The sequence below is a fragment of the Paenibacillus sp. FSL H8-0457 genome, from assembly GCF_038051935.1.
Lineage (GTDB): Bacteria > Bacillota > Bacilli > Paenibacillales > Paenibacillaceae > Paenibacillus_AQ > Paenibacillus_AQ lautus_A.
Map to the genome: position 1 here is coordinate 1,769,659 of NZ_CP150293.1, position 26,520 is coordinate 1,796,178.

Annotated in this window: 26 protein-coding genes and 1 other annotated feature; all 26 genes read left to right on the plus strand. The window is 53.7% G+C overall.

Annotated features, from left to right (window positions below; genetic code table 11):
- The first annotated feature begins 3 nt into the window (after nucleotides 1–3).
- The 26 genes from ccsA to MHI43_RS07685 all read left to right on the plus strand — a co-directional run bounded on the left by ccsA (nucleotide 4) and on the right by MHI43_RS07685 (nucleotide 26,518).
- Nucleotides 4–834, plus strand: coding sequence for a cytochrome c biogenesis protein CcsA (gene ccsA, locus MHI43_RS07560; RefSeq protein ID WP_009594011.1), 831 nt, complete (start codon nucleotides 4–6; stop codon nucleotides 832–834).
- A 6-nt stretch (nucleotides 835–840) separates the two neighbouring features.
- Nucleotides 841–1,497 (plus strand): NAD(P)-dependent oxidoreductase, encoded by a 657-nt coding sequence (locus tag MHI43_RS07565; RefSeq protein ID WP_015734004.1) that lies wholly within the window; start codon nucleotides 841–843, stop codon nucleotides 1,495–1,497.
- Nucleotides 1,498–1,500: 3 nt separating this feature from the next.
- Nucleotides 1,501–2,457: a hydroxymethylbilane synthase gene (gene hemC, locus MHI43_RS07570; RefSeq protein ID WP_009594031.1), complete on the plus strand. Its 957-nt coding sequence runs from the start codon at nucleotides 1,501–1,503 to the stop codon at nucleotides 2,455–2,457.
- Nucleotides 2,458–2,461: 4 nt separating this feature from the next.
- Nucleotides 2,462–4,021 (plus strand): uroporphyrinogen-III C-methyltransferase, encoded by a 1,560-nt coding sequence (gene cobA / locus MHI43_RS07575; RefSeq protein ID WP_036662683.1) that lies wholly within the window; start codon nucleotides 2,462–2,464, stop codon nucleotides 4,019–4,021.
- A gap of 55 nt (nucleotides 4,022–4,076) precedes the next feature.
- Nucleotides 4,077–5,075: a porphobilinogen synthase gene (gene hemB / locus MHI43_RS07580; protein ID WP_009594002.1), complete on the plus strand. Its 999-nt coding sequence runs from the start codon at nucleotides 4,077–4,079 to the stop codon at nucleotides 5,073–5,075.
- Nucleotides 5,076–5,111: 36 nt separating this feature from the next.
- On the plus strand, nucleotides 5,112–6,407 hold the full coding sequence (gene hemL / locus MHI43_RS07585; RefSeq protein ID WP_009594000.1) for a glutamate-1-semialdehyde 2,1-aminomutase: 1,296 nt from the start codon (nucleotides 5,112–5,114) through the stop codon (nucleotides 6,405–6,407).
- Nucleotides 6,404–7,312 (plus strand): RluA family pseudouridine synthase, encoded by a 909-nt coding sequence (locus tag MHI43_RS07590; protein ID WP_036662686.1) that lies wholly within the window; start codon nucleotides 6,404–6,406, stop codon nucleotides 7,310–7,312. Before hemL ends, MHI43_RS07590 begins: the two co-directional genes overlap by 4 nt.
- 163 nt (nucleotides 7,313–7,475) lie before the next feature.
- A complete protein-coding gene (locus MHI43_RS07595; protein ID WP_051425342.1) occupies nucleotides 7,476–8,825 on the plus strand; it encodes a LysM peptidoglycan-binding domain-containing protein in 1,350 nt (449 codons plus the stop codon).
- 24 nt (nucleotides 8,826–8,849) lie between these two features.
- Nucleotides 8,850–9,044: a hypothetical protein gene (locus tag MHI43_RS07600; protein WP_036662691.1), complete on the plus strand. Its 195-nt coding sequence runs from the start codon at nucleotides 8,850–8,852 to the stop codon at nucleotides 9,042–9,044.
- 29 nt (nucleotides 9,045–9,073) lie between these two features.
- Nucleotides 9,074–9,372, plus strand: a binding site (T-box leader).
- A gap of 111 nt (nucleotides 9,373–9,483) precedes the next feature.
- On the plus strand, nucleotides 9,484–12,153 hold the full coding sequence (locus MHI43_RS07605; RefSeq protein WP_036662693.1) for a valine--tRNA ligase: 2,670 nt from the start codon (nucleotides 9,484–9,486) through the stop codon (nucleotides 12,151–12,153).
- Nucleotides 12,154–12,188: 35 nt separating this feature from the next.
- Nucleotides 12,189–13,565 (plus strand): folylpolyglutamate synthase/dihydrofolate synthase family protein, encoded by a 1,377-nt coding sequence (locus tag MHI43_RS07610; protein ID WP_015734009.1) that lies wholly within the window; start codon nucleotides 12,189–12,191, stop codon nucleotides 13,563–13,565.
- Nucleotides 13,566–13,571: 6 nt separating this feature from the next.
- Complete coding sequence (murC, locus tag MHI43_RS07615) at nucleotides 13,572–14,948, plus strand: UDP-N-acetylmuramate--L-alanine ligase (protein WP_036662695.1); 1,377 nt, start codon at nucleotides 13,572–13,574, stop codon at nucleotides 14,946–14,948.
- A 206-nt stretch (nucleotides 14,949–15,154) separates the two neighbouring features.
- A complete protein-coding gene (locus MHI43_RS07620; RefSeq protein WP_036662698.1) occupies nucleotides 15,155–16,549 on the plus strand; it encodes an SPOR domain-containing protein in 1,395 nt (464 codons plus the stop codon).
- Nucleotides 16,550–16,676: 127 nt separating this feature from the next.
- Complete coding sequence (locus tag MHI43_RS07625) at nucleotides 16,677–16,919, plus strand: DUF4321 domain-containing protein (RefSeq protein WP_009594010.1); 243 nt, start codon at nucleotides 16,677–16,679, stop codon at nucleotides 16,917–16,919.
- A 25-nt stretch (nucleotides 16,920–16,944) separates the two neighbouring features.
- Nucleotides 16,945–17,556, plus strand: coding sequence for a Maf family protein (locus MHI43_RS07630; RefSeq protein WP_015734012.1), 612 nt, complete (start codon nucleotides 16,945–16,947; stop codon nucleotides 17,554–17,556).
- 84 nt (nucleotides 17,557–17,640) lie between these two features.
- A complete protein-coding gene (gene radC, locus MHI43_RS07635; protein ID WP_009593994.1) occupies nucleotides 17,641–18,330 on the plus strand; it encodes a DNA repair protein RadC in 690 nt (229 codons plus the stop codon).
- A gap of 38 nt (nucleotides 18,331–18,368) precedes the next feature.
- Nucleotides 18,369–19,403, plus strand: coding sequence for a rod shape-determining protein (locus MHI43_RS07640; protein ID WP_009593998.1), 1,035 nt, complete (start codon nucleotides 18,369–18,371; stop codon nucleotides 19,401–19,403).
- Between the two features lie 57 nt (nucleotides 19,404–19,460).
- Nucleotides 19,461–20,336, plus strand: a complete 876-nt coding sequence (gene mreC / locus MHI43_RS07645; RefSeq protein ID WP_015734013.1) for a rod shape-determining protein MreC — start codon at nucleotides 19,461–19,463, stop codon at nucleotides 20,334–20,336.
- Complete coding sequence (mreD, locus tag MHI43_RS07650) at nucleotides 20,336–20,860, plus strand: rod shape-determining protein MreD (RefSeq protein WP_096775407.1); 525 nt, start codon at nucleotides 20,336–20,338, stop codon at nucleotides 20,858–20,860. Before mreC ends, mreD begins: the two co-directional genes overlap by 1 nt.
- A gap of 85 nt (nucleotides 20,861–20,945) precedes the next feature.
- Nucleotides 20,946–21,608, plus strand: coding sequence for a septum site-determining protein MinC (locus MHI43_RS07655; RefSeq protein ID WP_015734015.1), 663 nt, complete (start codon nucleotides 20,946–20,948; stop codon nucleotides 21,606–21,608).
- Between the two features lie 3 nt (nucleotides 21,609–21,611).
- A complete protein-coding gene (minD, locus tag MHI43_RS07660) occupies nucleotides 21,612–22,406 on the plus strand; it encodes a septum site-determining protein MinD (RefSeq protein ID WP_009594006.1) in 795 nt (264 codons plus the stop codon).
- A gap of 173 nt (nucleotides 22,407–22,579) precedes the next feature.
- Entirely contained in the window at nucleotides 22,580–23,488 is a 909-nt protein-coding gene (locus MHI43_RS07665; RefSeq protein ID WP_015734017.1) for a M23 family metallopeptidase, read from the plus strand.
- Nucleotides 23,481–24,344, plus strand: coding sequence for a M50 family metallopeptidase (locus tag MHI43_RS07670; RefSeq protein ID WP_015734018.1), 864 nt, complete (start codon nucleotides 23,481–23,483; stop codon nucleotides 24,342–24,344). The genes MHI43_RS07665 and MHI43_RS07670 overlap by 8 nt, the downstream gene beginning before the upstream one ends.
- 119 nt (nucleotides 24,345–24,463) lie before the next feature.
- Nucleotides 24,464–25,699, plus strand: coding sequence for an Rne/Rng family ribonuclease (locus MHI43_RS07675; RefSeq protein ID WP_015734019.1), 1,236 nt, complete (start codon nucleotides 24,464–24,466; stop codon nucleotides 25,697–25,699).
- A gap of 161 nt (nucleotides 25,700–25,860) precedes the next feature.
- Entirely contained in the window at nucleotides 25,861–26,172 is a 312-nt protein-coding gene (gene rplU, locus MHI43_RS07680) for a 50S ribosomal protein L21 (protein WP_006208810.1), read from the plus strand.
- Nucleotides 26,173–26,185: 13 nt separating this feature from the next.
- Nucleotides 26,186–26,518, plus strand: coding sequence for a ribosomal-processing cysteine protease Prp (locus tag MHI43_RS07685; RefSeq protein WP_015734020.1), 333 nt, complete (start codon nucleotides 26,186–26,188; stop codon nucleotides 26,516–26,518).
- Nucleotides 26,519–26,520 lie beyond the last annotated feature (2 nt).

Below are 26,520 nucleotides of genomic sequence, written 5' to 3' on the forward strand. Positions count from 1 at the left end.
CCCATGCTGTTAAACATAATTTATATCACCGGCATTTGTATCTATGCCCTGAGCCTTCTGTTTTATATCTCGGATTGCATTTCACGCAATTCGGTGGCGAAGCGGATAGGCACAGGGCTTCTTGTCATTACCGCGCTGCTGCAATTCGCGGGCATCGGCATCAGGGCCATGGAGGGCGGACATTTCCACTTCCCGGTATTTACGCTGTTTGATTTCCTGTTCCTGCTGGCCTTTTGCATTTCGATCACTTCGATTGCCCTGGCGTATATGAAACGCTCGGAATTTGCCGTCCTGCTCATCAACCTCGTCGGTTTTTGCGTGATGCTGGTCAATCGTTTGTGGTTCACGGCAGGAGATAATGCATTGTACAGCTGGGAGACGGAACACCGTCTCTTGCTGATTCATATTGCCCTGGCGAGCATCAGCTTCGCCGCTTTGACCGTCGGGGCCGTGTTTGCGGCGATCTACATGTTTCTCCATCGGAAGCTGAAGCACAAGCAGTGGAATGATACGGTCCGCAGGCTGCCGAGTCTGGAGAAGCTGGATGTGTATTCTTATAAAGCGCTGATGGCCGGTACGATTATTCTGGTCATGTCGCTTGTCTTGGCCGTCATGTCGGTGGCCATGGCCGGGCGGTGGACCCTGTTTTTGGATATCAAAGTATTGTCTACGCTGACGGCGCTAGCGATGTATATGGTGTATTTCATCAAACGCCGACTGTGGAGAAGGTCCGGCAGGGAGGCCGCCATATGGGCTTTAATCGGGTATGGATTCATTATATTGAATTTTTTTCTGAATACATGGTCCGCTTTCCACAGTTGGTCAGGAGTGTGACGGCTGATGACGCATGACCATTATGTGCCCGTCCTGCTGAATTGCAGGGGACGTTTATGCTTGATCGTCGGCGGAGGCAAGGTGGCGGAACGCAAAGCGCTCACCTTGCTGAACGCCGGGGCAAGCGTACATATTGTAAGTCCTGTACTAAGAAGCGAGACGCTCCGGCATTTGGCGGGAGAGAAGGCCCTTCAATGGACGGAACGGAAGTACCGGCCGGACGATCCGGCGGGCGCGTTCATGGTCCATGCGGCAACGGATGACGCCAAGCTGAATCTGAAAATCGCCGAGGACGCCGATCGCCTTGGCGTGCTGGTTAACGTAGCCAGCGACGGCGAGGCCGGTACGTTTATCAATCCGACGGTGCTGCGGCGGGGAAGGCTTATGCTGGCCGTGTCCACGTCGGGAGCAGGGCCGATGGCGGCACGCGACATACGCGATGAGCTCGAAGAACGGTTCGGGCCGGAGTATGAGGATTATTTGGATTTTTTATACAGGATGCGTTCGATGATCAAGGATGAGGTGAAGTCCGCCGACGCGCGCAGGCGGCTGTTGCAAAAGGCATACCGCATGGACATGCTCGGGGAGATCCGCCGCGGAGGTTATGTGCCGTGGAGTCCGGATGAAATCAAGCAGTGGATTGAGAAGAATCAGGAGGAATGAAGGATGCGCACAATCGTAGTTGGCAGTAGACAAAGTGCTCTGGCACTGACACAGACAGGACAGGTTATCGATGATTTGAAGCGTTTGGCCAAGGAGCACGGATTGGAGTATGACTTCGCGGTCAAGAAAATCGTCACCAAGGGCGACCGCATACTGGATGTTACCCTTTCCAAGGTAGGCGGCAAAGGATTGTTTGTCAAAGAAATCGAGCAGGCCATGATAGACGGCGAAATTGACATGGCGGTTCACAGCATGAAGGACATGCCTTCCGTTCTGCCTGAAGGACTGGTTTCCGGGGCGGTGCCCGCAAGAAAGGATCCTCGCGACTGCCTGATCTCCAAAGAAGGGACAACGCTGGATGACCTTCCTCAAGGTGCCAAGGTAGGAACAAGCAGTCTGCGCCGGTCCAGCCAGCTCAAGGCCTATCGGCCTGATCTGCAGATCGATTGGATCAGGGGAAACATCGATTCACGGATTCGCAAAATGGAGGAAGGCGAGTTTCAGGCCATCATTCTGGCGACAGCCGGCCTTCAGCGTATGGGCTGGGAGGATCGGATCACGTCGTACCTGCCGGTTGAAGTCAGTCTGCCTGCCGTAGGCCAAGGCGCTCTCGGCATTGAGTGCCGTGAAAACGATGAAGAGCTGCTGCATCTGCTCTCTCTTTATAACGATGAAGTAACCGCGCGGACCGTTGCGGCGGAACGCAAGTTTCTAAGCGAGCTGAACGGCGGATGCCAGGTCCCGATCGGGGCTTACGCCGTCATGAAGAATGTGGAGGCAGGAGATTCCCGCGGCGAACAAAACGTTATACAATTAACAGGAATGGTAGGTTCTCCTGACGGCGAAATCGTCTTGAAGGAAAGCGCCGAAGGAACCGACCCTGAAGCGCTCGGAGTGGAAGTGGCTGCAAAGCTGAAAGCTAAAGGAGCGGAGAAGATACTGGCACAAGTTAGGGGTTGAGGGGATGGCAGGCAAGGTTTATCTCGTGGGAGCAGGTCCGGGCGATGCGCGCCTGATTACGATCAAAGGCAAGGAATGCATTGAAAAAGCGGATGTCGTGGTCTATGACCGATTAGCCAGTCCTCGGCTGCTGCGCTGGATGAAACCCGGAGCGGAGAAGGTCTACGTGGGCAAGCTTCCGGATCGGCATACGATGAAACAGGAACAGATCAATCAACTGCTGGTGGATTATGCTTTGGAAGGCAAGACGGTGGTCCGGTTAAAGGGCGGCGATCCCACGATCTTCGGAAGAGTCGGCGAAGAAGCGGAGCTGTTATATCGTCATGGCATCATGTACGAGATCGTCCCGGGGATCACCTCGGCGATCAGTGTGCCGGCTTATGCAGGAATTCCGGTGACGCATCGCGATCATGCCTCATCCTTATCCATCATTACAGGACATGAAAGCCCCGAGAAGCTGGATCGCATGATTCAATGGGATAAGGTGACCCATGCGACGGGGACTTTGATTTTTATGATGGGCGTGGCGAAGATCGGTTATATCAGCCGTCAGCTGATGAAGCATGGAAGGCCTCCGGAAACGCCGGTGGCTCTAATAAGATGGGGAACCCGGGCGGAGCAGGATACGCTGACGGGAACGCTGGCAGACATCGAGGACAAGGTCAAGGCAGCGGATTTTCAGCCACCTGCCGTCATCGTCGTTGGCGAGGTGGTGCTTCAGCGGGAGCACTTGAAGTGGGCGGAACGGCTGCCCCTGTTCGGCAAAAGGATTCTGGTCACGAGGGCCCGAAGCCAAGCCAGTTCATTGGTATCCCAAATCGAGGAGCTTGGCGGGGAGCCTTATGAGTTTCCCGTCATTGAAACGGTGATGCCCTCGAAGGGCGAGGGGCTTGCCGGAATTCAAGAAGCGCTGGACAAGCTGGGTACGTATGATTGGGTGTTCTTCACCAGCGTAAACGGCGTCGAGTTTTTCTTCCGCCACCTGAAGGAGCATGGACGCGATATTCGCTCTTTGGCCTCGGCACGCATCGTCGCGGTAGGTCCCGCAACAGCCGATGCTCTTGGGAATTACGGTATATCCGCCGAGGTGATCAAGGAGCGTTACCAGGCGGAGGGCCTTATCGATGCTTACGGTCCAGAGCTTCAGCCGGGCCAGCGCGTGCTGCTGCCTCGCGGCGATCTCGCGCGCAGATGGCTGCCGGAGAAGCTTATGGAAATGGGACTGCACGTGACGGAAGCCGTGATATACGAGAACGTGCTGTGCGGCGAGGACGATGATGAGCTGCTGAAGCTGCTTCAAGACGGCGGCATTCATGCGGTCACGTTCACCAGTTCTTCTACGGTTACCAATCTGCTGAAAGTGCTGAAGGGGATGGGCGTGGCAGAGCCTGCCGATCTGCTGAAGGAATCGACGATTGCTTGCATCGGACCGCTGACCGCGCAAACCGCGGAGAAAGCCGGACTGCACGTATCGCTCCTCGCCGAGGAAGCGACGGTCGACAGTCTGGTCAAGGCCTTGTGTGTTTGGAACGAGAGCGATCCACGCCGTATAACGACGCCATAATATCCTTATCTTTTAAATACATGATTTAAATTACATCTTATGGAGGTACAACGTCATGAGTTTTCCAATCGTACGCCATCGCCGGCTGCGTCAAAATGCCGGCATTCGCAGCATGGTCCGGGAGACCGTGCTTCATACGGAGGATCTGGTTCAGCCGATCTTCGTGACCTATGGCAGCGGTGTGAAATCCGAAATTTCCTCGATGCCGGGCGTATATCATTTTTCGCTGGATACCTTGAAGGAAGAAGTGGACGAAATCGTAAATCTAGGGATTCCTGCCGTGCTCCTGTTCGGGATTCCTGAGACAAAAGACAGTGTAGGCACGTCCGGTTTCGCGGATGACGGAATCGTCCAAGAGGCCACCCGCCTCATTAAGTCGTGGCATCCCGATCTTCTGGTCATTGCGGACACGTGCCTGTGCGAATTCACCGACCACGGCCACTGCGGCATGGTCCATACCTTCGAGCGAGACGGTCACACCTGCGGCGACGTATTAAACGACGAGTCGCTGGAGCTGCTCGTTCGTACGGCGGTCTCCCAGGCGAAAGCGGGAGCCGATATCATCGCACCTTCCAATATGATGGACGGCTTTGTCCAAGCCATTCGTTCCGGACTCGATGAAGCCGGATTTTATAATGTGCCGATCATGTCGTATTCGGTTAAGTATGCTTCGGCTTTTTACGGTCCATTCCGCGAAGCCGCAGACTCCGCTCCGCAGTTCGGCGACCGCAAAACCTATCAAATGGATCCGGCTAACGTAAGGGAAGCGCTCCGCGAGGCGGAGACGGACGTGCTGGAAGGCGCGGATATGCTGATGGTGAAGCCGGCGATGGCTTACCTCGACGTTGTCCGATTGCTGAGAGACCAGTTTGATCTGCCGATCGTCGCTTACAACGTGAGCGGCGAGTATTCCATGATCAAGGCGGCGGCTCAGCAGGGATGGATCAGTGAGCAGGCGATCGTGATGGAGCTGCTGACGGGGATGAAGCGTGCCGGTGCGGACATTATCATTACGTATTTCTCGAAGGATGCGGCACGCTGGATGCGCGGCTAGCAACGATTAACGACTAAAGAGTTAGGAGTGCATAGAATGAGCCAAGATTTGCGAAAAGAAGAGTTGTCGCGTTCTGCTTTCGAAGAAGCGAAGTTATATATCCCGGGCGGCGTCAACAGTCCGGTACGTGCATTTAAATCTGTAGGACTCACGCCGATTTATATCGATCGTGGAGAAGGCAGCCGGGTGTACGACATCGACGGCAACAGCTTTATCGATTATGTAGGTTCCTGGGGACCGCTGATTATGGGCCACGCACACCCTGAAGTCGTTGAAGCGCTTCAGGAGACTGCTGCCAAAGGGACCAGCTTCGGCGCGCCAACCCTGCTCGAAACGAAGATGGCGAAGCTCGTGTGCGAGCGCGTGCCGTCGATCGAGGTGGTGCGAATGGTGAATTCCGGCACGGAAGCCACCATGAGTGCCATCCGTCTGGCGCGCGGTTATACCGGACGCAGCAAAATCATTAAATTCGAGGGCTCCTACCACGGTCACGCGGACAGCCTTCTGATCAAGGCGGGATCCGGTATAGCGACACTAGGCCTGCCTGACAGCCCGGGCGTGCCGGAAAGCGTGGCGTCCAACACCATTGCGGTTCCGTATAACGACCTGGAATCGGTACAGCTTGCCTTCGAGCGTTTCGGCGAAGAGATCGCGGCCGTCATCGTTGAGCCGGTGGCAGGGAATATGGGCGTGGTTCCGCCGCAACCAGGATTCCTGGAAGGCCTCCGCAAAGTCACTTCCGATTATGGCAGCATCCTTATTTTTGACGAGGTGATGACCGGATTCCGGGTGGACCTCAATTGCGCTCAAGGACGTTACGGCGTTACGCCTGATTTGACATGCCTGGGCAAGGTGATCGGCGGCGGGTTGCCGGTCGGCGCATATGGAGGCAAGCGTGAGCTGATGGATCAGATCGCTCCGGCAGGACCGATCTACCAGGCGGGAACGTTAAGCGGAAATCCGCTGGCCATGGCAGCCGGATACACCACCCTGAAGCTGTTGACGCCTGCCGTTTATGAGCAGCTGGAGGAACGGGGGGCCCGCCTTCAGGCAGGATTCGAGCAGAGCGCCAAGGAATTCGGCATCCCGCTTACGATCAACCGGATCGGATCCATGGTCTGCCCATTCTTCACGAATACGCCGGTCGTGAATTTCGATACGGCCAAGACGAGTGACCTGGACCGTTTCCGCCGCTATTTTGCGGCGATGGTGCAAGAGGGAGTCAGCGTGCCTCCTTCCCAATTCGAGGGCATGTTCATCTCGGCGGCCCATACGGTGGAAGATATCGATGCTACCATCGAAGCCAATTATAACGCCTTCAAAAGCCTATGAGTTACGGGGGCAGCTGGAGTAAGCGCGGCGAATGGCTTGAGATGACGCCCGGCAAGGCGCTGTTGGGCCAGCCGGATCGGGACGAGGCCGCCGCCAAGTGGCTTCTGGAAACGGTCGGTATGCCCGAGAAGCTGTATCGCAAGCTTCATCATGAGCAGGGGATACAATGGAGAGGGGACCGGCTTCGGCTGGTCCTTTTTCCTTATCGGGAATACGGCATCGAACCGAGGTGGCAGGAGCTTCAAGTGTTGTACGAGGACGATTTCTGCCTGGTCGTGAACAAACCGGCCGGCATGGCGGTCCATCCGGACAACGAAAGCCGGGAGACAACGCTGAATCATGTCGTGGCCGCCTATTACGAAGCAGAGGGGATTCACGCGGCAGTCCGGCACATCCATAGGCTGGACAAAGATACGACGGGTCCCGTGCTGTATTCCAAGAACGAATACGCTCAGCTGAAGCTTGACGAGGCCATGCGGGAGAAGAAGATCATTCGAATGTATGCGGCGATCGTTCAAGGAAGGGTATCGCAGGAGCTGAAGCGCATCGATTTGCCGATCGGCAAGGACCGCTATCATGCAAGCCGCCGGAGGGTTTCATTAACGGGGCAGGCCGCGATCACGCATATTCTCTCAGCCGAAGCGTATCCGAAAGCCAGTCTCCTGCACATTCGCCTTGAAACCGGCCGCACGCATCAGATCCGGGTCCATCTAAGCCATATGGGACATCCGCTTCTGGGGGATGTCTTGTATGGAGGACCAGGGACGTTTGCGCGCCAAGCGCTGCATGGCGAACGCCTGTTGTTCCATCATCCTTTTACGGGCGAGAGCATCGAGGTGCCGGCGCCGTGGCCTCAGGATATGATGGAGTTAAGAGAGCGAATCATAGAGGGATCGAACCAATAGGGGATGCTGCAGCAGCCCTGAATGCCCGGTAACTTCCATGCGCAATTCGCAAAAAAGTCATGCTCTCCTGTTTTCGGCATATAGATAAATTGAGTGGCAAAACTTAGGCTCATGCCGTGATGACAGATCACGGATAGTATATGCCAAAAAGGAGGACATTCCCGTGTTTGACCAGTCCTACGGATTGCGGTTCGATATTTACGAGCGTATTAATTTGACGGAAGATTTGCCGGGAATCGATGAATTGGAAGAGGCGGAGTTGATCCCGCACATTCAGGTGATCAGCCAGCAGGACCAGGCCACGCTTCGGGGCCATCTGCTTCTAGCAGGCCTGTATAAAGGGGATACCGAAGCAGGAGAGACGGAGCCGCTCGAGCATTGGATTCCGGTCGAGATCACGGTCCCGCTGAACCGGGTATCGTCATTGGATGACATCGCGGTCGAGATCGAGAATTTTGACGTGGATCTGTTATCCAAGCGCAGCTTGAACATAACGGGGGTTTTATCGCTCAAAGGAATCCAGGCGGCGGCTCCGGGAGCTCGTGACCAAGTATGGACCAATGAGGAATTCACAGTGGTACATGCTCCTGAAGCGAATGATATGTATGCAGGCGTAGAGCAGCAGTTCGCAGCCAATCCGTATGAACCGTATCAAAGCGGCGGAGCCAACGCTGAAGCGACTACGCCTTCGCCTTCTTATTTCAACGAGGCTCAGCCCAGAGTCCAAGAGTCCGAGGCGGATGCGCGCACGCAGCAGTATCTGGCATCTTGGGCGGAATACGAGAATCAAATTCAGGATGCGCAGGACTCGGACCGAACGGTAAGCATCTCCGGTACGCCTGAAGCCCAGGATACGGTCGAATATGCCTTACATAATGAGACGGAATTTCAGCCAGCTGAGCCGTCGACTCCGAGTGTATGGCAGTTCGAACGGGCTGCGGCCCAGCCGGAGCCGCAGCAGGAAGAACCGGCAGCCGACTTCCCGGGCGTCATTGAGCGCAAAAGCGAAGAGGTTCAAGCCCTGCCGGTATTGGATTCCCCGGAAACGGAGGAAGCCCAGCCTGTTTTTGCCGAGGAAGCCGAACCCTTGGAGGAGATAGAGGAGGAGGTTTCCCTTCAAGTCGAAGAGGCTCCGTCCAAACCGGAGCTGAAGGTTGCCTTCAACGCGAAGAACAGCACCGCCAATACCGCTTCGGGCGTAGGCTTCTCCTCATTGCTTCAATCGAGCAGAACGGTTCAGGATCAGGAACAAGCTGCTCGAGACGAGGAACAGGCCATCGAAGAATCGGTGGATGCCGTTTTGTCCGAGGATGTGGAATGGAAGAGTCTTTTCCTGGGCAACCGCCGGGAGGAAACGCCATTCCGTAAGGTCCGGATGTGCATTGTTCAGCGTGAGGAGACACTCGACGTGATTGCCGAGCGCTATCAGCTGACGCCGCGAGAGCTGTTGTTGTATAACCGCATGTCCGAGCAGAATGTGGAAGAAGGCCAGGTATTGTATATTCCCCAGTAATCGGGAAGTCGTCATGGGGCTAGAATGAAGCAGGCCGAGGCAGGCAGCCTTGGCCTGCTTTTTGTGCTGCGGGGAACCGGTTTGGAGGAGAGGAAGCGCAGCGAGCTTGGATTGTATGTTACAGCGAACAAGGATTTGTTTGAATCGGCAGGTATGATGTCTAAATCGTTCGGAAACACTCGAAATATTGACTATATGGAACAACCACGTTATATTTGAATAGTATATGTACAGGTATTCAAAAAGCTAGAACAACGTTGAACGGGAAGAGTAGGAAGGTATGGCCTTCAGAGAGCGGAATTGCTACCAAGCGCTGTGAGATTCCGCAGGAACCAGCTTGCCGAAGTCGCCCCGGAGTTGCGGACTTGAGATAGAGTAGGATCGATTGCTACCCTGGTTAGAGTTCGCCGGCCGCAGCCGTTATCTGCGTAAAGTGTCGTGCTTGACCGAAAGCCTTTCATGTTCTTCATGGGAGGACAACGGTTGCTGAACCATGTAAGCACGAAACAAAGGTGGTACCGCGAGAGAACAGTCTTTCGTCCTTTGAGGACGAAGGGCTTTTTTTGTTTCACGCCAACTATGATATCCACGAACACGCCCGGAGGCTAAAACGTTTCGGGTTGGCAAAACTGATTAACAGTATCGGAGGTACGAAAATATGGATCAAAAACAAAACCAATCCCAGTTAGAAATGCCGACGACGTATGATCCGAAGGCAGCCGAACAAAAATGGTATCCGTACTGGAAGGAAGGCGGCTTTTTTGAAGCCGGCAAGCGACCGGACGCGGAGCCTTACACGATTGTTATTCCTCCTCCTAACGTTACGGGCATGCTCCATATCGGCCATGCGCTTGACTTTACGCTGCAGGACATCCTGATTCGCGTGAAGCGGATGCAGGGCTACGATGCGCTGTGGCTCCCCGGCTCCGACCATGCGGGCATCGCCACGCAAACCAAGGTAGAGCAGAAGCTTCGCGAAGAAGGCGTTACCCGTTACGATCTGGGACGCGAGAAATTCCTGGAGAAGGTGTGGGAATGGAAGGACCTGTACGCAAACACGATCCGTGACCAGTGGTCCAAGATCGGCCTGTCCCTCGATTACTCCAGAGAACGTTTCACGCTCGACGAGGGATTGTCCGAAGCCGTACGGGAAGTATTCGTCAAGCTTTACGATAAAGGGCTCATCTACCGCGGCAAACGCATCATCAACTGGGACCCGGCTGCCCGTACGGCTTTGTCCGATATTGAAGTGGAGTACAAAGAGGTCAACGGCCATTTGTATCACCTGCAATATCCGCTGAAGGACGGCAGCGGCTCCATTACCGTGGCAACCACCCGTCCGGAGACCATGCTCGGCGATACGGCCGTCGCCGTTCATCCGGAAGACGAGCGCTATAAAGACATGATCGGCAAGACATTGGTGCTGCCTATCGTGGGCCGCGAGATTCCGGTTATAGCGGATGAGTATGTGGAGAAGGACTTCGGCAGCGGTGCGGTTAAAATTACGCCGGCGCATGATCCGAACGACTTCGAGATGGGGCTGAGACATGACCTGCCGCAAATTACCGTAATGGATGAATCCGGAACGATGAATGAGTTTGCCGGCAAATACCAGGGCCTTGACCGTGCAGAATGCCGCAAGCAGATCGTCAGCGACATGAAGGAATCGGGCGTATTGCTTCGCATCGAAGACCATGTCCATCAGGTTGGCCATAGCGAAAGATCCGGTGCGGTGGTCGAGCCTTACCTGTCGACGCAGTGGTTCGTTAAGATGCAGCCGCTTGCGGAAGCAGCCGTGGATGCGCAAAAATCCGGCAAGGGCGTGAACTTCGTGCCTGACCGGTTCGAGCGAACCTATCTGCACTGGATGGAGAATGTACGCGATTGGTGCATTTCCCGTCAATTGTGGTGGGGTCACCGGATCCCGGCGTGGTATTCGGAATCCACGGGCGAAGTGGTTGTTGCCATGAATGAAGAGGAAGCCCGCGCGAAGCTGGGCAAGGATGATCTGAGACAGGACGAGGATGTGCTGGATACCTGGTTCAGCTCCGCGCTCTGGCCGTTCTCGACCATGGGCTGGCCGGACCAGGACAGCGAGGATTTCAAACGTTATTATCCCACAAGCGTTCTCGTGACGGGTTACGACATCATCCCGTTCTGGGTGTCGCGGATGATTTTCCAAGGACTTGAATTTACGGGTCAAATGCCGTTTAAGGACACGCTGATCCATGGCCTGGTTCGGGATAGCGAAGGCCGCAAGATGTCCAAGTCGCTGGGCAACGGCATCGACCCGCTCGAGGTTATTGAACAGTATGGCGCAGACGCTATGCGTTATATGATATCGACCGGCAGCACGCCGGGTCAGGATCTTCGATTCCGCTGGGAACGCGTGGAGCAAGCGCGTAACTTCGCTAACAAAATCTGGAATGCGTCGCGCTTTGCGCTCATGAACCTGGAGGGCTTCACGGCGGCGGATATCGACATTTCCGGAGAGCTGGGAACCGCGGACCGGTGGATTTTGCACCGTTTGAACGAAACTTCCCGCGACATTACGCGTCTAATTGATGCCTACGAATTTGGCGAAACCGGTCGACTGCTCTACAATTTCATCTGGGATGATCTGTGTGACTGGTATATCGAATTTGCCAAGCTGTCCCTGTATGGCGAGGATCAAGCAGCCAAGAAAAAGACGCAGTCGGTGCTTGCCTATGTGCTGGACCGCACGATGCGCTTGATTCACCCGTTCATGCCGTTCATCTCCGAAGAGATCTGGCAGCATTTGCCGCATGAAGGCGAGACCGTCATGCTGGCTTCTTGGCCGACCTATGACGAGGCGTTTGAGAATGCGGAAGCCGTAACCGAAATGAACCTGCTGATGGATGTGATCCGTGCCGTACGCAACATCCGGGCGGAAGTGAACGTGCCGATGAGCAAAAAAGTAGAACTGCAATTGAAACCGGTAAGCGGGCAAATTGCCGGCATTATCGATCGCAATTCCGATTATATTCGCCGCTTCTGCAACACGTCGGAGTATGAGTCCTCCCTTGCGCTTGAGGCGCCGGATAAAGCGATGACCGCCGTGGTGACAGGTGTTGAGATGTATCTGCCGCTTGCCGGACTGATCGATATCGCTCAGGAGATCACGCGTCTGGAGAAGGAAATTCAGCACTTGAACAGCGAAGTCGAGCGTGTGGAGAAGAAGCTGAACAATCCTGGTTTCGTATCGAAAGCACCCGAGAAGGTGATTGAGGAAGAACGGGCGAAACTCGCGGATTACTCGGACAAACGCAGAAAAGTGATTGCGCGCATCGAAGAATTGAGAGGCTAATGGGCAAGATGAATCTGGACCAGAAGGTGAGAACGATGGTTGATCAATCGGCAGCTGCAGCCGCAGCTCCGTTCCATACCTATGAGGAAGCGGTAGCTTGGATCAATGGGCTGATTCCGTTTGGAATCCGCCCTGGCATGGATAGAATTCAGCGATTGATGGAGCTGCTCGGCCATCCGGAGCGTCGATTAAAATTTATCCACGTGGCCGGAACGAACGGAAAAGGCTCCACATGCGCTTTTTTAACAAAGGTTCTGCTTCAAGGGGGATTCACGGTAGGCACCTATACGTCCCCCTATATTACGAAGTTTACCAATCGGTTTCAGTATAACGGCGAAGACATACCGGAAGAGACGCTGCTGGAACTCGCGAATCGCTTAGAGCCGCTTGTTGCCGAAGTTGCGGGCTCCGGGCTTGGATCGCCCACGATGTTTGAGGTGTCCACGGCCCTTGCGATCCTGTATTACGGCGAGGTGTCTTATCCGGACGTGGTGGTATGGGAGACCGGACTTGGCGGTCGTCTTGACGTGACCAATATCGTTCATCCCATCATTTCGGTGATCACGAACATCGGCATGGACCATACCGATGTTCTGGGCGATACCATTCAGGAGATCGCCATGGAGAAGGCCGGCATCATCAAGCCCGGAGTGCCCGTGGTGAGCACGGTCACTCAGCCTGAGGCTGTCGAAATTCTGAAAGAAACGGCCGCCAAAAACCGTACAAGTCTGTACCTTGTAGACGAACAATTCTCTTATGAACGGCTGCGCGGGGACGAAGAAAGCCAGACTTTCCGTTTTAAGGGACCGTTCCGGGATATGGATCTGGATATTTCGATGCAGGGCGAGCATCAATGCGCCAATGCCGCGGTTGCCATGATGACGCTGGAGGTGCTTCGCCAGTACATGGCTTTTATCGTGGATGAAGAAGAATTGCGTGCCGGGTTTAAGGATACGTTCTGGGCGGGAAGACTGGAGCAAGTGCAGTCCTCCCCGCGGATTGTTCTCGATGGCGCGCACAACCCCGAAGGGGCTGAATCCTTGGCCAAAAGCTTGCCGCAGATCTATAAGTATCGGAAACTGAACTTAATGATGGGAATGCTGGCAAATAAGCATCATGAATCGTATTTGCAGCATATACTGCCAATAGTGGATACGCTTATCCTGACTGAACCGGATTTCCGGAAGAAACTGGACGCCAAGGCGCTTGGTGACATCGTAGAGCAGGTAAGGGAGAAATACGCCAAACATACACTGCAAATCATCATAGAACCAAATTGGAAAAACGCACTTGAAGAGTTGAAGTCACGGACGGAAGCGGAGGATCTTGGGGTGGTGTCGGGCACGTTGTACCTGATTGCCGACGTGCGTTCCAACCTCCTGGGCCTTTCCGATTCTGAAAAAGGTTGGTGATATCTGTTGAATACATCAGAACATGTTCATTTTATAGGAATTGGCGGCTACGGGATGAGCGCCATAGCGCGAGTAATGCTGGAGATGGGTTATAAAGTCACGGGTTCTGACGTGGCATCGCAAGAATTGACAGAAAAGCTGGCGGCCAAGGGCGCCAAAATATACATTGGACATACCGCCGAGCAAGTCCAAGGCGCGGACCTTGTGGTGTACTCCACGGCATTGTCCAAAGACAACGTGGAGCGGGTCGAGGCAGAGAAGCTGAACATTCCTGTCCTTCACCGCGCGCAGATGCTGGCGCGTCTTTTGAACGAACGCAAAGGCGTGGCCGTAGCGGGAGCGCATGGCAAGACAACCACTTCATCCATGATTGCGCTCGTGATGGAAGAATGCGGAGTCGATCCGACATTTATCATCGGCGGGGAAATTATGAACGTGGGCACGAATGCCAAAGCGGGTGAAGGTGAGCACGTGGTGGCTGAAGCCGACGAGAGCGACGGTTCATTCCTGCAATACCATCCATGGCTCGGCGTCGTTCTGAATATCGAAGCCGATCACCTGGAGAATTACGAAGGGGATTTCAATCGTCTCAAGGCCGCCTACGTGCAATTCCTCAGCCAGATCAAGGCTGACGGTACAGCCGTGGTTTGCGCCGACGATAACAACATTCAGGCGATTTTGCCTGACCTGAAATGCAATGTGACCACATACGGCATTCATGCGGATGCGGAGTATACGGCAACCAATCTGGTGCTGGGCGACCGTCACGTCAGCTTCACGATGCTTCATAACGGCATGGAGCTGGGCACCGTCGAGCTGTCCGTACCGGGTAAACATAATGTCTACAACGCCATGGCCACGGTGATATGCTGCTTGAAGAGCGGCATCTCGTTCGAGGCGATTGTAGAGGCCATCGTCAAGTTCAACGGGGCTAAGCGCCGCTTCCAGGTGCTTGGCGAAGCTGAAGGCATTCTGGTGATTGACGACTATGCGCATCATCCGACCGAGATCGAGGCGACGATCAGTGCCGCTAAAGCTACGGGCAAACGGATCATTGCCGTATTCCAGCCGCAGCGGTATTCGAGAACCTTCTTCCTGCTGGATGCGTTTAGCCGCGCGTTCGGGGAAGCGGATGAGGTGATCATCACCGATATTTACTCTCCTGCCGGCGAGAAGCAGATCGAGGGCATCAGCTCGGGTAAGCTGGTGGAGCTGATCGTTCAGAACAGCAATGCCGGTGCCCGCTATTTGCCTACGAAGGAAGATGTCCTGAACGATCTCAAAGGTCGCGTAAAAGAAGGCGACCTGGTTCTCACGATGGGAGCGGGCGATATCTGGAAGGTCGGCGCTGCTTTAGCGGAGTTCATTAAGGGCAAGAAATAAAGATTGCCTGCTTCCTTTGCTGCTTCGCTGCAGCAGGGGATTGCATGGGCTTTGCCTCTGTAAGGGGGACAAAGCCAGCATCGATAACGATACGAAGGGCTGATCAAGATCATTTCTTGGTCAGCCCTTTTGTTTTTTCGCATACTCATAAGTTGCCAAGCTTGATCATATAGCTAGGTGTAGAAGGACAAGTGAGGTGTGTGGATATGAATAAAGCACGGATGACGATACGTATCGATCACGAACCGCCGAAGGGCAGGAACAAGGACCATGCGCGAGAGGAACACGATGCGAACCAAAACGTTCCAGCGGGCCACAACCCCCGGGTCTACGACCACCATTCCGTCTTCGACGAATATGACACAGCGGCAGCAAATCGGTTTACCGATACGGACGCTTCGTACGAACCTCAGAGGAGCGTTCAGCAGGAACATTTGCGCGTCGTCCCGCCGCTCCGGGAGGAGCGGGATAACCGGGACGTGGACGATCGTGACTGGAGACCATCGCGCAATCATCGGTCCAAGGCACGGCTAGCTGAGGAAAGAAGGCGCCTGGACCATGATAACGGCTGGCCGTACGGCGATGCCCCTGATGCCCCTGTAGAATCGGATACATACCACGACGTGCATGAGGAACTCTACGACCTCCATGATGATGCATTTTCCGGGAGAATGACCCCCGAAGCGAACGACTCCCATTGGAATCTCGGGCCCGAGTCGGATCTATATGAGACATCTGCCGGCGATTACGGTTATTATCGCTCACGCAAACCCACCTCCTTCTGGAAGATGGCGGTGTCCGTGACCGCTGCCGTCATCACGGGCCTGCTGTTCGGGTACATGGTGCTGTCCATGTTTAACGGCGGCGACGCAGGCGAGAACCCGGCAACGGGCCAGCTCGAGAGCAGTGATGCAGGGAACTTAGCGCCGACCGATCCATCCGGGGGAGCCGAGGCATCACCGACGCCTGATATGACCGAATCGGCTGTTCATATTCCGGGGCAAAACTTTTATCTGCTTCAATACGGCGTGTTCAGCACGCCCGAGCGGGCTGCCCAGGCGATCGGGGAACTGCAGCAAACCGGTATTGCCGCAGGCGGCGATCTGGACGAGGAGAACCGTGTGTATGCGGGCATCTCGCCCGACCGCGAGCAGGCGAAGCTGCTCAGCAATCAGCTTAAGGCCGAAGGCGTAGAATTATACGTTAGAGAGATCGCGCTGCCGGGCATAGAGTCAGCGGCATTCGCTGGCGAGGAGCAGACGCTGACGGACTATTTTACGATAAGCGGGGAGCTGGTATCGGAGCTTAGCCAACTATCGGCATCCTTGCTGGGCCTGCAGGAGCCCGGCGCAGCGACGTCGGAGCATATGAATACCATCACGAATCTGCATCAGCAATGGATCCAATCGGTCAAGCAGCTGGCCGCAGGCTTGGGTCCGGAGACCGGGGCCGCGCTGCCGGCCATGGAGCAGTCGATGAACAGTTCGATCACGGCGCTCTCCGAATACAACAAAAATCAATCCAAGGGGCATTTGTGGGAGATCCAAACAGGCATGATGAACTATGTCATGGGCCAAAAGAAACTCCTGGATGGCCTATAAATTCAAATTTACGTCAAATCCGGCTTGGAACTGGAAATAGTTCCCCATGCCGGATTTCTGTTTGTATTGCTTATCGATTCACCGTATAATAATTAGGGTGTCAAAAAATGGCGAGGGAAGAGGATGCATGAAGAAAAATAAAGGAATGCTCATCTTGTTTTTGCTGCTGGGGTGGCTGACGGGAACATGGCTTGCCAAGGCGCTTCAACCGGTCAAGGCTCTGTCGTTTCTGACGTCTACTACACCGATCAAGTGGTCGCCTTCAGCTGATTTTGACATTATTCGTTATGACATTAACCTTGAACTTAACTTTTGCCTGCTCAGTCTGCTTGGCATTATTGCTGCCGTCTGGTTATACCGCAGGCTCTAAGACATGACAAAGGAGATTATCCCCCTTGAATGAGAAGAGAAACCGCCGCATCATATTGGCTTCCACCTCTCCTCGGCGTCAGGAATTGATTGCCTCCCTTCGTATCCCATTCGAGATTATGCCAAGTGAAGCTGACGAGGACACACCGCAAGGGTGGTCGCCAGAGCGAATTGTGGAGTCACTGGCGCTGCGCAAAGCGGAAGCGGTTCTCCGAAAGCTGACGGATGATCCGGGAGATGGTATCATTGTGGGAAGCGACACGATTGTGGTCGTAGATGACCATGTCCTCGGGAAGCCGGAGGATCATACTGATGCTGCAAGGATGTTGTCCATGCTTCAAGGACGGGCACACTTCGTTTACACGGGAGTGGCTTGCATCGACCGGCGTTCCGGTCGCGCCAAGGTATCTCACCGCGTGACGACCGTAAAGATGAAATCGTTAAGTGATGATGCGATCGCGGCTTACGTAAAGAGCGGGGAACCTGCCGACAAAGCAGGCTCGTATGCGATTCAAGGCCTGGGTGCAACCATCGTGGAAGGAATCGAAGGCGACTACTTTAACGTTGTCGGCCTGCCGCTTTCTCTGCTCTCGGACATGCTGTCTGAAATGGGGATGGATGTACTCACCGATTCATAGATATAGAACACGGCATCCGAAGCCAACGGAATCATGGAAGCTTCGGTGACCTGCTGATTTAAATCTTAGAAAAGAGGGGAATATATGGAGTCGCCAACGCTATTGCTGCGCGACATCCCCCATGATGAACGACCAAGAGAGCGCATGATGCAATATGGGGCGAGCGCTTTAAGCCATGCAGAATTGCTGGCGATTCTGCTTCGGACCGGTACCCGCCAGGAATCTGCCGTACATATAGCCCAGCGGCTGCTGGGGGAAGCAGGCGGCATCCGGCAGCTCGTTGATCTTAGCATCGAGGAAATTACGCAAATCAAAGGAATTGGAACCGCCAAGGCTGTTCAGCTGAAGGCTGGCATCGAGCTTGGACGGCGCTTGGCCGCATCGAGACATGTAGAGCCGGTTATTATCCGCAGTCCGCATGACGCGGCAGAACTGCTCAGTGAACAGATGCGGTATTTACAGAAAGAGCATTTTGTCTGTGTTTTTTTAAATACGAAAAATCATGTCATTGCCCAGGAAACGCTATCGATGGGGAGCCTTAACGCCTCCATCGTTCATCCCCGCGAGGTGTTCAGAGCGGCCATCAAATGCAGCAGTGCATCCCTGGTGTGCGCGCATAACCATCCTAGCGGAGATCCGACGCCCAGCCCGGAGGACATTTCGCTGACTGCACGCTTAGTGGAGGCAGGACAGATTGTCGGGATCGACGTGCTGGATCATCTGATCATCGGGGACGGATCGTTTGTAAGTTTGAAGGAACGGGGCTTGATGTAATATAATAGTTCAGATTGACGAAGAAAGGGAGATACATCATGTTAGGTGGTTTTACGAAAGATTTGGGAATCGATTTGGGGACGGCAAATACGTTGGTTTATGTCCGTGGAAAAGGAATTGTCGTAAGAGAGCCTTCCGTGGTTGCTCTGCGTACAGATACAAAGAGCATTGAAGCCGTCGGGGAATCGGCTAAGAAAATGATTGGACGGACACCAGGCAACATTCGTGCCATTCGTCCGATGAAAGACGGCGTCATTGCCGATTTTGATACAACGGCTACGATGATTAAATACTTTATTCGTCAAGCGCAGAAGCAGCGTTCCATCTTCCCGCGCCACCCGAACGTGATGGTATGCGTGCCTTCAGGCATTACGGCCGTCGAGCAGCGTGCGGTTGAAGATGCGACCAAGCAAGCGGGGGCACGCGAAGCCTACACGATCGAGGAGCCTTTTGCGGCGGCAATCGGTGCAGACTTGCCCGTGTGGGAGCCTACGGGCAGCATGGTCGTAGATATCGGCGGAGGTACGACCGAGGTTGCGGTCATTTCCCTTGGCGGGATTGTAACCAGCCGCTCCGTGCGGGTTGCGGGCGATGAAATGGACGAGTCCATTATTTCTTATATTAAACGCCAATACAACTTGATGATCGGTGAGCGCACATCCGAGCTGCTCAAGATGGAAGTGGGCTCCGCGATGCCGCTGGAGACCGTGGAAACGATGGAAATTCGCGGCCGCGACTTGGTGACGGGTCTGCCGAAGACGATCACGATTACATCGGATGAGATCAGCGAAGCGTTGGCAGACACCATTAATGCTATCGTTGAAGCCGTTAAGGTTACCCTTGAGAAATGTCCTCCGGAGCTTGCTGCGGATATTATGGACCGGGGCATCGTGCTTACGGGAGGCGGCGCATTGCTTCGCAACCTGGACAAGCTGCTTGCCGAAGAGACCGGCATGCCGGTCATCGTTGCGGAGAATCCGCTGGATTGCGTGGCCATTGGCACAGGTAAAGCGCTCGAGAACATTCACTTGTTTAAATCCCGGAGCAGCTCTGCCGTCCGTTCCAAACGGTAGAAACCAAAATAAAAGTGTAAACCCCTAATGTTGGGAGAGAAAACAGTAAGTTAGAGGGTGTTGCAACTGTTTAAGCTGCTAGGCAATAAGCGTTTGTTCATTATGCTCATCGGGCTGGTAGCGTTTATCGCTATTATGGGGTTTACGCTCGGCCCGAGAGCTTCTTTATCTTGGCCTGAAAAATTCGTCAAAGATACGGTCGGTTTTGTGCAAAGTGTGTTTTATAAGCCCGCTGCTTATATAGCGGGTTTCTTTGAAGATGTACGGAATATGAAGGCGATCTATGAAGAGAATGAGGAGCTGCGCCGGGCGGTTGCGCAGTATTCGCGTGAGAGTGCAAATTACAACAACATGAAAGCCAATTACGAGGCACTAAAAGACGAACTTCATTTTACCGAAAACCAGAAGAATCGCGACAAATACGAATATCGAACCGCTCAAGTCCTTAGCGTTAATTCGGATCCGAATAACCGGACACTGGTCATCGATCTGGGCGAGCGCGATGGGGTTCGCCCTAATATGTCGGTCACCACGGTCGACGGCATGGTCGGCATCATTAGCAACGTCAGCAATTTCACCTCCACCGTGAAACTGCTGACAACGATGGACGCCCAGGATCCGAATCCGCAGCCGATTTCGGTTACGGCCATTGGCAAAGAGGATAAGACGTTCGGCGTGGTTGAGAGCTACGATGAGAAGACCAACACGCTGCTCATGACGCGGATTTCGGAAGATGATCCGATTAAGGAAAAAGATAAGATCATTTCATCCGGTGCCGGAGGCGTTATTCCTCAAGGCATGATCATCGGTAAGGTCCTCAGCGTTCAGACCAGCCAATACGGTCAAAGCAGAACGGCTACGATCGAACCAGCCGCCAAGTTCGATGATTGGAAATATCTGACCGTTGTCATTACCCCTGAGGAGCCGAAATGATGGCACGTAAACAGATTCTGGTCCTGCTGCTGTTCGTGCTGTTTATTCTGCAGGGCACGGTGGTTTTCTGGTTAACGCCAAGCTCGCTGCAGCTTCAGATTTATCCTAATTTCGTGTTGGTTTGTTTGTTTTTTGTATCGATTTATTACCATCGCCACACGGGGCTCGTGCTCGGACTCCTGTTCGGCATGCTTCACGATATCGTGTATTATGGCGAGATGATTGGCACTTATTCGTTTGCTATGGGCGTATCCGCATATTTGGTGGGGCTTGTTTTCAAGTCCCCGCGGGCGCCGCTGCCCATGATGATGACCATTGTCATTCTGGGAAGCTTGTTGTTTGACAGTACGCTTTTTGGCATATATAAGGTATTTCGACTCAACCCGACTTCTTATAATTGGTCACTGCTTCATCATATGCTTCCCAATCTCCTTGTTCATTTTGCCTTTGCTCTGGCAATTTACGTTCCCTTACGCAAGCAGATTGAGCTGGTAACGAAGAATCAGAGAAGGAAGGCAACCTGAACCCTCTCCAATATGACATTTTACTAGACTAGCAGGAACTTGTAGGTTTGAGCGCGAAATGTATAGGGATGGGAGGGACAGGCTTATGGCTGTAAAATCCAATCATGTGACGATTAAGGGCATCAAAGATGGCCTGGTATTCCTGCTTGACGATCAATGCGAGCTGGAGGAATTGCTTGGCGAGCTCCGCTATAAGCTGGAGCATAGTCATCAGAATATTCTGACCGGACCCATCATTCATGTGGATGTGAAGCTGGGTTCCCGGCAAATTTCCGAAGAAGAGAAGCAGACGATTCTTGACATATTGAAGCAAAAGGGCAACTTGCTGATACGCAATGTGGAATCGCCGCCGCTTGCGTCCGAGCTCGTTCCGGAGGAGAAGCTTGCGCTTAAGACGGGGATGGTGCGTTCCGGACAGGTCCTGCATCATGACGGCGATCTCTTGTTCCTCGGCGATGTGAATCCAGGCGGGACGATTACTTGCACCGGCGACATTTACATATTGGGCGCTCTGCGCGGAACCGCGCACGCCGGTGTAGAAGGCAACGAGGAGGCGATTATAGCGGCTTCGTATTTTGCCCCTACCCAGCTTCGAATCTCCCAGATGATCAGCAGACCGCCGGATGAATGGGAAACGCGGGAAACGGTCATGGAGTTTGCGTATTTGAAGGACGGAAGCATGGAGATCGACAAGATCAGCAACATCTCACGTTTGGGTCGGGATTTTAATGTGTTTAAAGGGGTGTAGAACATGGGAGAGGCAATCGTCGTAACTTCAGGTAAAGGCGGAGTCGGTAAAACGACGACATCGGCGAACATCGGCACAGCTTTGGCACTGCTCGGAAAAAAAGTGTGTCTGGTTGATACGGACATCGGTCTTCGCAATTTGGATGTCGTGATGGGCCTGGAAAACCGGATTATATACGATTTGTGCGACGTTGCGGAAGGGCGATGCCGACTTAACCAGGCGCTGATCAAGGACAAGCGCTTCGATGAGCTGTATATGCTTCCTGCAGCCCAGACCAAGGACAAGAATGCCGTTTCTCCGGAGCAGGTCAAAGATATCGTACTTGAATTGAAAAAGGAATTCGAATACGTCATTATCGATTGTCCGGCCGGAATCGAGCAGGGATTCAAGAATGCCATCGCCGGCGCGGACAAAGCGATTGTCGTCACGACGCCCGAGAATGCGGCCGTAAGGGACGCGGATCGGATTATCGGCCTGCTGGAGAGCTCGCATGTCGAGTCTCCGAAGCTCGTGGTGAACCGGATTCGCCCCAATATGGTGAAATCCGGGGACATGCTCGAAATCGAAGATGTGCTGCAGGTGCTGAATATCGATCTGATCGGTATCGTGCCTGATGATGAAATGGTCATTAAAGCGGCCAACATCGGGGAGCCTACGGTGATGAACCCGGATTCCCAGGCAGCCATCGCCTATAGAAACATCGCCCGGCGTATCCTTGGCGATACCGTTCCGCTGATGCAAATCCATCAGAAAAAAGGAATGTTCACCAAATTCAAAAAGTTTTTTGGAATGGGTTAAGGGTTTCGACCAAGAACCGGTGCCGGGAGGCATCGGTTTTTTTTGTTTTTCTCCTTCGGCAGTCTAAGCGGCTTTCGTAGAACCCGTCCGCCTCTTCATCAGGGCTTGTTCTAAATATCTCTCATCTCCTCATAGGATAGAGTAAGAAAACAAGCCCCAAGGGGGAGAGAACAATGGACATCAAAACTTCCGTCAAGAACCGAAGAGAAGCCCGCATTCGCGAACTGCTGGAAGGGGAGCAGTTCACGGCGCAGGACGATAAGCCGTCTTGGACGGGGCTTCCCGATAAAACACCCGCTAATCCCCATAATCCAAAGCCAGGCTTCATCAAGGACAACATAGCGAACCCGTCCCCACGTTACGCAGAGCATGAACCGGATCCCGAGCGGCTTTGGAAGCAAGGGCATCGCGGTTGGTATGATACGCTGGATCCCGGTGCTCCGGGAGAACCGCCAAGAAAAGCTTCGTTCCTGTCGGGCTTGATCCGCCGCGTCGCCGTCAGTGCGCTGGTGTTTGGATTGGCATGGGGCGTATTTTCGTTTCAGCAGCCGTGGGCCCTTCGCGCGCAGGCATTTATCATTGAAGGGCTGAGCCATGAGATGGATTTCCAGGCGGCCCAGGTATGGTACGAGGAGCATTTTGGCAGCGCGCCGTCCTTTATACCGATTTTTGGACAAACCGACGAGCATTCGACGAAGGTAAATGCCGGGACCTCTTTGGTTCCTCCGCTTTCGGGAAGGGTGGTTCAATCCTTTGCCGTTGATCTGAAAGGCATCGTTCTGGAAGCCGGAGGGGGTTCTTTAGCGGACCGGGCGGTTAAAAGTATAGAGACCGGGCGCGTTCTTGAGGTTAAAGAACATCCTGATAACGGGATTACGGTACGCATACAGCATACGGGAGAGCGAACGGCGGCATACAGCAGGCTGGCGGAAACCGGGCTTAAGGTGAATGACTGGGTTCAAGGCGGAGATATTATCGGGACTTTGGCATCTTCAGGCACAGGCAGCCCGCCCTCCCTTTATTTCGAACTCAAAGAGGGGGATCGTGACGTCGATCCGGCGGAAGTGATTCCGTTTGATTAAGTTTAAGGGAACGGTCTTGTCGCTGCATCCGCTCTTTGTCATTGTCATGCTGGCATCCGTATTCACCGGCCGCTTCCTGGAGTTGCTGACCCTGTTTATTATCGTGTTTATTCATGAATTGGGACATGCCGCCGCCGCGGCAGCGATGGGGTTCAAGGTACGAGCCATTCAGATGCTGCCGTTCGGCGGCGTTGCTGTCATTGAAGACGACGGCAGGATGACTGCGATGAAGGAGATCATCATTGCGCTTGCGGGACCGCTGCAAAATGTCATTATGATCGGCATTACCCTGGCCTGCCAATGGGCGGGGTGGGGTGACGAGCAGCTGCTGTCTTATATCATTCAGGGGAATCTCGTCATCGCGTTGTTTAACCTGCTTCCGATTCTGCCGCTGGACGGCGGCAAAGTGCTGCAGGCCGTCATCAGCCTGCTTGCCCCTTATCATGCCACCTTGCTGTGGGCTTCCCGCGCAGGCATTTTGTGCAGTTTAATTATGATCGGTTACGGATTGCAGCCGTTATTCTCCGGAGGCGGCGTTCGTTTAAATGTGCTGATGATCGGCCTTTTCCTGGCGTATTCCAATTTCGAAGACTATCGGAACGTCCATTACCGGTTTTTAAGATTTTTGGTCAATCGGAGCGAGGTTTATGAACGGAATTTGGACGGACTTGGTCCTGCCCAGCCAATCGTTGCAGATTCTTCGAAACCTTTGGATGATATCATGCGTCTATTTAAACGAGAGAAGTATCATTTGATTTATGTCATGAGCGGACGCGGCAGCCTGCTTGCCGTTGTTCCGGAGCAGCATGTGATCTCTTCTTATTTTGCATCAACTGGTCCGCCCTGGTATGCGTAAATCGTAGACATCATGAGGAAGACGGGGGGGCGGGCCAAGATTCTTTATCCATTCATGTCATCTGAGATTGTGTTAGGATAAAACAATAGAATATCGTCTTCCATTTGAGAGGTGAAGCCATGAGGCAAATGATAGTTCATTGTGAACATGAGACCATTCAGATGGCCCTCATCGAAGATGGGAGGTTAGCCGAATTCGCCGTTGAGCGGAGTCGTGAGCAAAGTGTTGTCGGAAGCTTTTATAAAGGCAGGGTCGTGAACGTGCTGCCGGGGATGCAGGCGGCTTTTGTAGATATCGGGCTGAAAAAGAACGCGTTTTTATATATCGATGATGTGCTCCATCCGCATTTAGAGAAGCAGCCCAAGCAGAAGCCTTCGATTTCGCAGCTGCTGACGGCGGGGCAGGAATTGATCGTGCAGGTCATGAAGGAACCCAGAGGCGGCAAGGGAGCGAGGGTGACGACGCATTTTTCGCTTCCGGGCAGATGCATGGTGTATATGCCGACTGCGGACTATGTTGCCGTCTCCAAGAAAATCGGACGCGATGCGGAAAGGGCCCGGCTGAAGAGCATCGGCGAGCAGCTTCGCACAGATGAAGAGGGAATCATCATCCGAACGGTGTCGGAGGACGAGCCCCTGGAATTCATAAAGGGAGATCTGGAGTATTTGCGAAAAGAGTGGGCCCGGATTCTCGACAAGGCGGAATCTGCGCCCGTTCCGGCGCTGCTGCATCGCGATTTAGGCCTACTGCAGCGGTTTCTGCGCGATGCCTTTGATCCGCTGCATGACGAGCTTGTGATCGACAGCAAGCAGAAAGGCGAGGAAACCAAGAGTTATTTGAAGGAAACCGTTCCGGGAATGGAGCCTAAGGTTACATATTACTCGGAAGGAGGCCCGATTTTTCAAGCGTACGGGTTGGACGAGCAGATGAGAGCCAGCTTCGCAAGGAAAATCACGCTTCCCGAGGGCGTGACCATCGTCGTAGACCAAACCGAAGCCATGACGATCATCGACGTGAACACAGCCAAATATATCGGCGGGGATAATTTCGAGGAAACGGTACTGAAGACGAATCTTCTGGCTGCGCAGCAGATCGCAAGGATTCTTCGCCTCTGGGATATCGGGGGCATTATTATCGTGGATTTCATCGATATGGATCATGAAGAGCACCGGCAGCAGGTGGTTTCTGTCATGGAGGCCGTTATGCGCAAAGACCGCACGAAGAGCTTTGTGGTCGGCTGGACCAAGCTGGGACTGCTGGAAATGACCCGCAAAAAAGCCCGGGAAAGCTCGTCTCTCCCCTTTGCCAAGCCTTGCGGAACCTGCGGAGGCCGGGGCGTGGTTATCGAAGAATGATGTTGACGGTGAACGGGGAATATGATATTATCATTGGGTATGTGTCTAGTGATAGGTTGCTGCACATGCTGTAACCGCTCCGGTTGGGTTCACAAGAACGTTCTTTTTGGGACGGACACCTTTATACCAGGCGAGTCTGAGACATAGGGAGGTGCAAGCAAATGTACGCTATTATCGAAACAGGCGGTAAACAATACAAAGTTCAAGAGGGCGACGTATTGTTCATCGAGAAGCTGACTGCAGGTGACGGCGAGAGCGTGACTTTCGACCGTGTACTGGCCGTTTCCAAAGAGGACGGATTGGTAGCAGGAACTCCGGTTGTTTCCGGTGCGACTGTAACTGCAAAGGTAGAGAAGCACGGTAAAGGCCGTAAGGTCGTTGTATACAAATACAAGCCGAAGAAGAACTACCACAAGAAGCAAGGTCATCGTCAACCTTACACTAAAGTAACCATCGAGAAAATCCAAGCGTAAGAAGGTGCGGTAATTGATTACTGTACAAGTACTGCGCGGGGAAGATGGACGGATCCATAGCTTCAAGGTAACGGGGCACGCGGGATATGCCGATCCAGGGGAAGATATTGTATGTGCTGGAGTTTCCAGCATTACAGTGGGAACGGTGAATTCTATTGAAGCGTTAACCGGAACCGTTATGGAGACCCGGATGAAGGGCGGCTTTCTTAGCGCAAATCTTCCGCCTACGGCAGATGATTCCGTCTCCGGCCAAGTTCAACTGCTTCTCGAATCCATGGTTGTTATGTTACAGGGAATTGCCGATTCGTACGGCAAGTATATAAGAATACAAGAATTGACTACTTGAAG

Bases quoted from the DNA above. Each gene is read 5' to 3' on its own strand.
- ccsA (WP_009594011.1), top strand. From the start codon at position 4: ATGCTGTTAAACATAATTTATATCACCGGCATTTGTATCTATGCCCTG.
- MHI43_RS07565 (WP_015734004.1), top strand. From the start codon at position 841: ATGACGCATGACCATTATGTGCCCGTCCTGCTGAATTGCAGGGGACGT.
- hemC (WP_009594031.1), top strand. From the start codon at position 1,501: ATGCGCACAATCGTAGTTGGCAGTAGACAAAGTGCTCTGGCACTGACA.
- cobA (WP_036662683.1), top strand. From the start codon at position 2,462: ATGGCAGGCAAGGTTTATCTCGTGGGAGCAGGTCCGGGCGATGCGCGC.
- hemB (WP_009594002.1), top strand. From the start codon at position 4,077: ATGAGTTTTCCAATCGTACGCCATCGCCGGCTGCGTCAAAATGCCGGC.
- hemL (WP_009594000.1), top strand. From the start codon at position 5,112: ATGAGCCAAGATTTGCGAAAAGAAGAGTTGTCGCGTTCTGCTTTCGAA.
- MHI43_RS07590 (WP_036662686.1), top strand. From the start codon at position 6,404: ATGAGTTACGGGGGCAGCTGGAGTAAGCGCGGCGAATGGCTTGAGATG.
- MHI43_RS07600 (WP_036662691.1), top strand. From the start codon at position 8,850: ATGAAGCAGGCCGAGGCAGGCAGCCTTGGCCTGCTTTTTGTGCTGCGG.
- MHI43_RS07605 (WP_036662693.1), top strand. From the start codon at position 9,484: ATGGATCAAAAACAAAACCAATCCCAGTTAGAAATGCCGACGACGTAT.
- MHI43_RS07610 (WP_015734009.1), top strand. From the start codon at position 12,189: ATGGTTGATCAATCGGCAGCTGCAGCCGCAGCTCCGTTCCATACCTAT.
- MHI43_RS07620 (WP_036662698.1), top strand. From the start codon at position 15,155: ATGAATAAAGCACGGATGACGATACGTATCGATCACGAACCGCCGAAG.
- MHI43_RS07625 (WP_009594010.1), top strand. From the start codon at position 16,677: ATGAAGAAAAATAAAGGAATGCTCATCTTGTTTTTGCTGCTGGGGTGG.
- radC (WP_009593994.1), top strand. From the start codon at position 17,641: ATGGAGTCGCCAACGCTATTGCTGCGCGACATCCCCCATGATGAACGA.
- MHI43_RS07640 (WP_009593998.1), top strand. From the start codon at position 18,369: ATGTTAGGTGGTTTTACGAAAGATTTGGGAATCGATTTGGGGACGGCA.
- mreD (WP_096775407.1), top strand. From the start codon at position 20,336: ATGGCACGTAAACAGATTCTGGTCCTGCTGCTGTTCGTGCTGTTTATT.
- MHI43_RS07655 (WP_015734015.1), top strand. From the start codon at position 20,946: ATGGCTGTAAAATCCAATCATGTGACGATTAAGGGCATCAAAGATGGC.
- minD (WP_009594006.1), top strand. From the start codon at position 21,612: ATGGGAGAGGCAATCGTCGTAACTTCAGGTAAAGGCGGAGTCGGTAAA.
- MHI43_RS07665 (WP_015734017.1), top strand. From the start codon at position 22,580: ATGGACATCAAAACTTCCGTCAAGAACCGAAGAGAAGCCCGCATTCGC.
- MHI43_RS07675 (WP_015734019.1), top strand. From the start codon at position 24,464: ATGAGGCAAATGATAGTTCATTGTGAACATGAGACCATTCAGATGGCC.
- rplU (WP_006208810.1), top strand. From the start codon at position 25,861: ATGTACGCTATTATCGAAACAGGCGGTAAACAATACAAAGTTCAAGAG.